We start from the raw sequence: 8,359 nt of genomic DNA on the forward strand, positions 1-8,359 counted from the left end.
GCCGCGCACGATCAGCAATCTCATCGTCGACCAGACCGCGAACAATCCCGCTGCGATTGCGGCGGCCCTTCGCAACGCGCCGCGCACGATCAGCAATCTCATCGTCGACCAGACCGCGAACAATCCCGCTGCGATTGCGGCGGCCCTTCGCAACGCCGGCTCGGAAAACATCACGGCGGACACCGCGACCTTCCTGGCCGCGCTCCAGGCATTCAACGCTGTGAAAGCGGCTGCGGCGAGCGGAGTTGCCGCTCTGCAGACAGCGCTCGGTGCTTCACAGGCGGTCCTTGCAACCGCGGATGCCAATCTCGCCGCAGCGACGGCCGCTGCGAACACCGCCACCACGGCGGCCGCGTCCGCAGCAGGCGCGGTTACGGCTGCGCAACTGGGGGAATCGACCGCGCAGACGGCTTTGGCCTTGGCGGTCGCCGCGGTGCCGGCGGGTGAAGACCCTCTGGCTGATCCAGGCGTGCAGGCGGCTGTCATCGCGCTCGATAACGCCGTTCAGGTGCGGACGGATGCCGAAGCTGCGTTCGCAGAGGCGGACGCACTCGTTACCTCGACTCAGGCCGCTCTCGGCCCAGCCCAAACCGCCCAGACGCAGGCGGCGAACCACGTTGCGCTCGATCAGGCGGCCTTGAACGACGCGAATGCCCCCGTCGTCGCCGCCCAGGCGACCTTCGACGGCGTGGCCGACGACCTCGGCCTGACCATCGTTACCAGCCCGGGTCTCGACGGCCAGTTCGGCACGGCCGACGATAAGCAGGTCTTCGAAATCCCGAACATTGCTCCGGATGCCGGTCTGTCGGCGCCGTTCAACGCCTGGATGACCTTCTTCGGCCAGTTCTTCGACCATGGCCTCGATCTCGTGACCAAGGGCGGTTCCGGCACGGTCTTCATCCCGCTTCAGCCGGACGATCCGCTCTACGTGCAGGGCAGCCCGACGAACTTCATGGTCCTGACCCGGGCGACCAACCTGCCTGGTCCGGACGGGATCCTCGGCAATGCCGACGACATCCACGAGCACACCAACACGACCTCGCCCTTCGTCGACCAGAACCAGACCTACTCCTCGCATCCCTCGCACCAGGTCTTCCTGCGAGCTTACCAACTCATGGATACCGATGGCGCTGGAGTGGGAGGAGCGCGGCCAGTTGCGACCGGTGAATTGATCACCAATCGTAATCTGGGCGCTGACGGCAAGTTCGGAACCGCTGACGATATCGAAATTGGCGGTATGGCGACCTGGAAGGTGGTGAAGGCGCAGGCGCGCGACATTCTCGGCATCAATCTCACCGACGCCGATATCGACAGCGGTCCGCTGCTGGCGACCGACGCCTATGGCAATTTCATCAAGGGCCCGAACGGCTTCCCGCAGGTCGTGATGAAGGGGCTGGACGGCATCGGCGGCACCGCTGACGACATCCTCGTCGAGGGCAATCCGCTTGCGCCGATCTCCCTGACCAATGCCGTGCGCACCGGCCACGCCTTCCTCAACGACATCGCCCACAACGCCGTGCCGGTATTCGCTGGTCTCGGTGCCGACGGGGTTGCCAACACGGCTGAGGACCTTGTTCCCGATGGCGATGTGTTGACGGGAAATCCCGTGCCGGTGAATCAGCAAGGTAACAACCTCGCTTACGACAACGAGCTGCTCGACGCGCATTACATCGCCGGCGACGGCCGCGTGAACGAGAATATCGGCCTCACCGCCGTCCACGCGATCTTCCACTCCGAGCATAACCGGCTGGTCGAGCAGACCAAGAATACGGTGCTGACTTCGGGCGATCTCGCCTTCCTCAAGGAATGGCTGATCCCCGGCACCGAGCCGGCGACATTCCCGGCCAATCAGGCGGCGATCGACGCCCTGCAATGGAATGGCGAGCGCCTGTTCCAGACGGCGAAATTCGGCACCGAGATGCAGTATCAGCATCTGGTCTTCGAAGAGTTCGCCCGAACGATCCAGCCGAATGTCGACCTCTTCTTTGCGCCGACCCAGGTCTATGACGTCGACCTGGATCCCTCGATCGTCGCGGAGTTCGCGCACACGGTCTATCGTTTCGGCCATTCGATGCTGACCGAGACGGTCGACCGCTTCACTGCGGATTTCGACGTCGTCTCGTCCGATCCCAGCAATCCCGACCAGCAGATGGGCCTGATCGCTGCCTTCCTGAACCCGCTCGCCTTCGCTGCCAGCGGAGCCAATCCGGAAGACGCAGTCAGCGCGATCGTCCGCGGCGTGACCCGCCAGGCCGGCAACGAAATCGACGAATTCGTCACCGAGGCGCTGCGCAACAACCTGCTCGGCCTGCCGCTCGACCTTCCCGCGATCAACCTCGCGCGCGGCCGGGACGTCGGTATTCCCTCGCTGAACGAAGTCCGCCGGCAAATCTATACGTCGACCGGCGAAGTCCRGCTCAAGCCCTACGCCAGCTGGGCGGATCTCGTTCAGAGCCTGAAGCACCCGGATTCGCTGATCAACTTCATCGCCGCCTACGGCACGCATTCGTCGATCACGGGCGCGGCCACACTTGTGGACAAGCGTGCGGCCGCCATGTCGCTGGTACTCGGTGGCGCCGGCGCACCTGCCGACCGTCTCGACTTCCTGAACGGTACGGGGGCCTGGGCCAGCGGCGCCAATGGTGTCACCATCACCGGCGTCGATGCCATCGATCTCTGGATCGGCGGTCTCGCCGAGGAGAAGATGCCCTTCGGCGGCATGCTGGGCTCGACCTTCAACTTCATCTTCGAGAACCAGATCGAAAAGCTGCAGGATGGCGACCGCTTCTACTATCTCGAGCGCACGTCCGGCCTGAGCTTCAATGCGGAGCTCGAGAGCAACTCCTTCGCCAAGCTGATCATGGCGAATTCGTCGGCGACCCATCTCCCCGGCGTGGTCTTCACGACACCCGGTTTCACGCTCGAGGTCGATCCGACCAAGCAGCACACCGGGCTCGGCGCGACCGGCAACGACGACCCGACAAACGGCGATCCGTTGCTTCCGCTCGTCATTCGCGACAACCCGAATACGGCCGGGCCCGACAGCAACTATCTGCAGTATACCGGTGACGAGCATGTCGTTCTCGGCGGTACCGCCGGCAATGACATCCTGATTGCGAGCGAGGGCGACGACACGATCTGGGGCGATGGCGGAAATGACCGCATCGAGGGCGGCGACGGCAACGACCAGCTGCGCGGCGGCGCCGGCGACGACATCATCACGGACACCGGTGGTGACGACAACATCCAGGGTGGCGACGGCAACGACGTCCTCCATGGCGGCAACGGCGTCAACCTGATCATCGGCGGTTTCGGCAGCGATTTCATCGTCACTGGCGAGGACGCATCGGAGGCCATTGGCGGCCAGGGGAACGACTTCATCCTCGGCAGCAAGGCCAATGAACAGGATATGGGCAACGAGGGCGACGACTGGATCGAGAAGGGCACCACCGACGGCGCGCCTGGTGACAATTTCGATCCGCTCGGCAATGACCCGGTCATCGGCAATGACGTCTTCATCGGCGACGGCGAGAACGACAAGTTCAACGGCGAAGGCGGCGACGACATCATGGCCGGCAAGACCGGCTTCGGCGATCGCTATATCGGCGGCTCCGGCTATGACTGGGCGATCTACAAGCCCAACACCACCGGCGTCTATATCGACATCTCCGACCGCTTCTTCGATCAGCCGCCCGTGCCCGGTGGGTCGACCTCGCTTAGCCGCTTCGACTTCGTCGAAGGCCTCTCCGGCTCGGATTTCGGCGATGTCCTCAATGGCGATGACTCCGATGCCACCACCCTGCCAACTGCAGGTGCGACCGGCAGCGTGATGACCAATATCGATCTGATCGACGGTCTGCGCGCTCTGCTTCCCAATAGCGCCGCAACCTTCTTCGATGGTGGTAACATCATCCTCGGCGGCAAGGGCAGCGACATCATCCAGGGCCGCGGCGGCGACGACATTATCGACGGCGACCGCTACTTGAACGTGCGCATCAGCGTTCGACATAATCTGGACGGTAGCGGCCCCGAGATCGCGACCTTCGACAGCATGGAGCCGATGGTTCCGTTGATGCTGAACGGCACCTATAATCCCGGCCAGCTCAGGATCGTTCGCGAGATCCTGAGCTCGAATACCACCGATTTCGATACGGCCAAGTTCTCGGGCCTGCGGGCGAGCTACACGATCACGCCCAACGCCGACGGCTCCGTGACCGTTACGGACAATGTTGGCACTGATGGGACGGATACGCTCCGGAACATCGAGCGGCTGCAGTTCGCGGATCAGTCGATCGTGCTCGGCGGCGCGAACAACCAGCCCGTGGGCCGGCCGGTCATCGTTGATAGCACAACCACCAACGTCGGCATTCAGGTCGGCGACGTCCTGACTGTGAGCCTGGCCGGCTTGAATCTGGCGGGGCTGACGGATGCCGACAATCCGGGCGGGCTCGTTCCAGCCGCACCCATTTCCTACTTCTGGCAGGTCGATGACGGCACCGGTTTCGCCGATATCGAGCTCTTCGGCGCCGGCGAGGTGGAGCGCGCGCATGGCCCGAGCTTCACGGTCACGGATGGCGAGAACGGGCTGCCGATCAGGCTGCGCATCGTCTACCAGGATGCCCATGGCGTGCTCGAGGAGGTGTTCTCGCTCCCGACCGCGACTGTCGGCACCAATATCCCGACGGATCCGGCCATCCTCGGAACGCGCGGCAATGACGTGCTCGTCGGCACTGCCGGGGCCGATATCATCAACGCTGATCGCGGTGACGACACCGTCACCGGTCTTGCAGGCAATGACACGATCGACGCAGGCCGCGGGGCCGATACGGTTGACGGCGGCGACGGCGACGACACCATCCTCGGCGATCGCGACAACGACATCCTCAATGGCGGAGCCGGAAACGACACGATCGATGGTGGCCGCGGTGACGACACCATCAATGGCGGCCTGGGCAATGACACGATCCTTGGCGATCGCGGCGATGATCTGATCATCGTCGGTTCGACCGAAGGGCGTGACATCATCGACGGCGGCCGTGACACCGACACCGTTCGGATCGTGGGGAATGCGACTGCTGAGGTTTTCCAGATCTATGCGGCAGCCAATGCGCCGGCCGCGTTCAATCTCAACCCGGCAACGGAGATCGCCATCGTCCGCAATGGCGTGGTGATCGCGGAGCTGGCAAACATCGAGGAAATCCAGATCACCGGTGGTGGCGGCGGCGATACCTTCCAGGTCCTCGGCAATTTCGCGGCGACCACCTTGTTCACCAACACCATCACGATCGATGGTTCGACGGGCGACGACACCGTCAATATCTCGGCGCTAACCTCGGCACATCGCATCGTCTTCAAGTCGATGGGCGGCCATGACACGATCATCGGGACCTTGCGGCCTCAGGATGTCATCGAACTGGCGCCCGGTTCGACGCTCGCCAACTACACGAGCACGAACAACGGCAACGGCACGACGACCCTGACGAATGGCGGCCATACCATCACCTTCGCGACCCTGCCGGGCGGCGCGTCGCCGACCTTCGCGAATTCCGGCGGCAGCGGTGGCAACGGCGGTGGCGGAAATGGGGGCGGCACGGGAGGCGGAGATGGTGGAGGCGACGGCGTCACCGGCGCGTTCGAACTCACCGCCGGCGACCTTTCGGGGCTGAAGCACCTGGTCAACGGCCAGGACGTTCCTGGCGATGACGACACGGTGCCCGGCGTGCGTGATCTCAGCGGCCACGGCAACAATGTCGCCCATCCCGATTACGGCGCGGCGGACGAGCACTTCATCCGGCTGACCGAAGCCCGCTATGGCGAATACGACGCGGCGACCGGCAACAACCAGATCAACCCGATCTTCGAGGGGCTGGATCCGCGCAATATCAGCAACATCCTGGGTGTGCAGGAAGCCGACCTGCCGAAGAACAGCAACGACGCCAATATCTTCTTCATGGCCTTCGGCCAGTATTTCGACCATGGCCTCGACTTCCTGCCGAAGGGTGGCAACGGCACGATCCAGATCGGAGCTCCCGGGAACGGTGCGCCCGGATCAGGCAACCCGGCCGATCTCACCCGGGGCACGGTCGACGAAATCGTCGATGGCGTTCCCCAGCATATCAACCGGACCTCGCCCTTCGCGGACCAGAACCAGGCCTATGGCTCGAACGGGCTCGTCGGCCAGTTCCTCCGGGAAGGCGACGGCGATGGCGGTCTCGGCTCGATGCTSCTGGCGGGAGGGCCGGATCCGTCTGACCCGAACTTCCGGTTGCTGCCGACGCTGCGCGAGCTGATCCTCGAGCATTGGGAGAACAACACCGTCTTCACCGGCCTGCCGGGCGGCCCGGTCGCCTTCCAGACCTATTTCGCGGGGCTGGTCAACGGCGGGGTGATCAACACCACGATGGCGGCGACCATGGCGTCCAATTTCATGGGCACCGGACATGCGCTGCTGCTCGATGCCAATCCGTTCATCAGCGTGCTCGACCACTATATTGCTGGCGACGGCCGGGCGAACGAGAACTTCTCCCTGACCGCGATGCACACGATCTGGGCGCGCAACCACAACTTCCACGTCGAGAATCTGGTGGAGGCCGGCTTCCAGGGCACACAGGAGGAGCTCTTCCAGGCGGCCAAGATCATCAACGAGGCCGAATACCAGCGCGTCGTCTTCGACGAGTTCGCCGATCATCTCATCGGCGGCATCAAGGGCGATGGCGACCACGGCCATGGCGACTACAATCCAGATGCGACGGCCGCCATCTCGCATGAGTTCGCGGCGGCCGTGTACCGGGTSGGTCACTCCCTGATCGGCCAGACCATGACCGTGCTCGATGCCGACGGTCAGCCGAAGCAGGTGGCGCTGTTCGACGCCTTCCTGAAYCCGACGAACGACGCCGGCGCCTTCACYGCTCCCTTGCCCCCCGGCTACGTCCCGCAGCCCGGCTATGAGCAGCTCGGCGTGGGATCGATCCTGGGCGGCATCATCAGGCAGCCGGCGGAGGAGGTTGACTTCAACATCGTCGACGCRGTGCGCAACGATCTGGTGCGGATCAATGCCGACCTSTTCGCCTTCAATGTGGCMCGCGGCTGGGATGTCGGGCTGGGAACGTTGAACCAGGTGCGTTCGGATCTTGCCGCTTCGCAGGATCCCTATGTCTCCGAGGCCGTCGGATATGCCGGAAAYCTCTCRCCCTATACCTCKTGGGAGGACTTCCAGCAGCGCAACAATCTGAGCGATGCAGTGATCGCCCAGTTCAAGCAGGCCTATCCSGACCTCGTCCTGGACGCCRAYGAGATMGCKGCCTTCCAGGCGATCAACTCGAATATCAGCGTGGCCATCCAGGCCGACGGCACCGGCATCGTGAAGGGGATCGACCGGGTCGATCTCTGGGTCGGTGGCCTTGCCGAGACGCATATCAATGGCGGCATGGTCGGGCAGACCTTCTGGGTCGTGCTGCATGAACAGTTTGACCGCCTGCAGGAGGCCGACCGGTTCTACTATCTCGACCGTGTCGAGAACTTCGACTTCTACGAGAATTTCATCGACRGCCAGGAGTTCGCGGACATCATCGCCCGCAATACCAGCCTGACCAATCTGCCGGAGAACATCTTCGAGACCGTCGTTGGCGATGACGGCGACAACGGTACCGGCACGGGTGACGGCGACGGCGACGATGACGACGATGACGACGATGACGGCACCGGCAACGGAGATGGCGACGACGATGATGACGACGGCGCCGGAGACGGCGACGACGATGACGACGATGACGACGGCGCCGGTGATGGCGACGATGATGACGATGACGACGACGGCGCCGGAGATGGCGACGATGATGACGACGATGACGACGGTGCCGGCAATGGCGACGATGACGACGACGACGATTGCGGCTGTGACGACGACGACGATGACGACGGGGCTGGCACGCCGGCTCCCGGTCCGGGGACGGCTCCTGGGACGCATGTCGGGACGGGGCTGAGCGATGTCCTGATCGGGGCAGCGGGGGCGGACAACCTGATCGGCCAGGGCGGCGACGATGTCCTGATCGGTGCGGGCGGCGACGACACGATCTCGGCGGGCGATGGCAACGACTTCGTCGATGCCGGGGAGGGCCGTGACGTGGTCTTCGGCGGGGCCGGCGACGACGTGCTGCTTGGCGGGGCTGGCAACGACCTGATCGATGGCGAGGCCGGCAACGACCGGATCTTCGGTGGCACGGGCGACGACCGGATCACGGCCGGGGCCGGCGACGACACTGTGGTGGCGGGTGCGGGCAACGATGTGATCGTGGCTGCGGTCGGCGACGGCAACGACGTCTATTTCGGCGATGACAGCGACGGCGGCACGGGCATCGAC

General features: G+C 64.1%; 1 protein-coding gene. It reads left to right on the forward strand.

What is annotated here, in order from left to right:
• Positions 1–8,359: peroxidase family protein (locus AC1DJT_RS31065; protein WP_476835563.1), on the forward strand; the 8,359-nt coding region annotated here is incomplete at both ends.

This window comes from Allobosea sp. 05T422_2 (assembly GCF_056396265.1).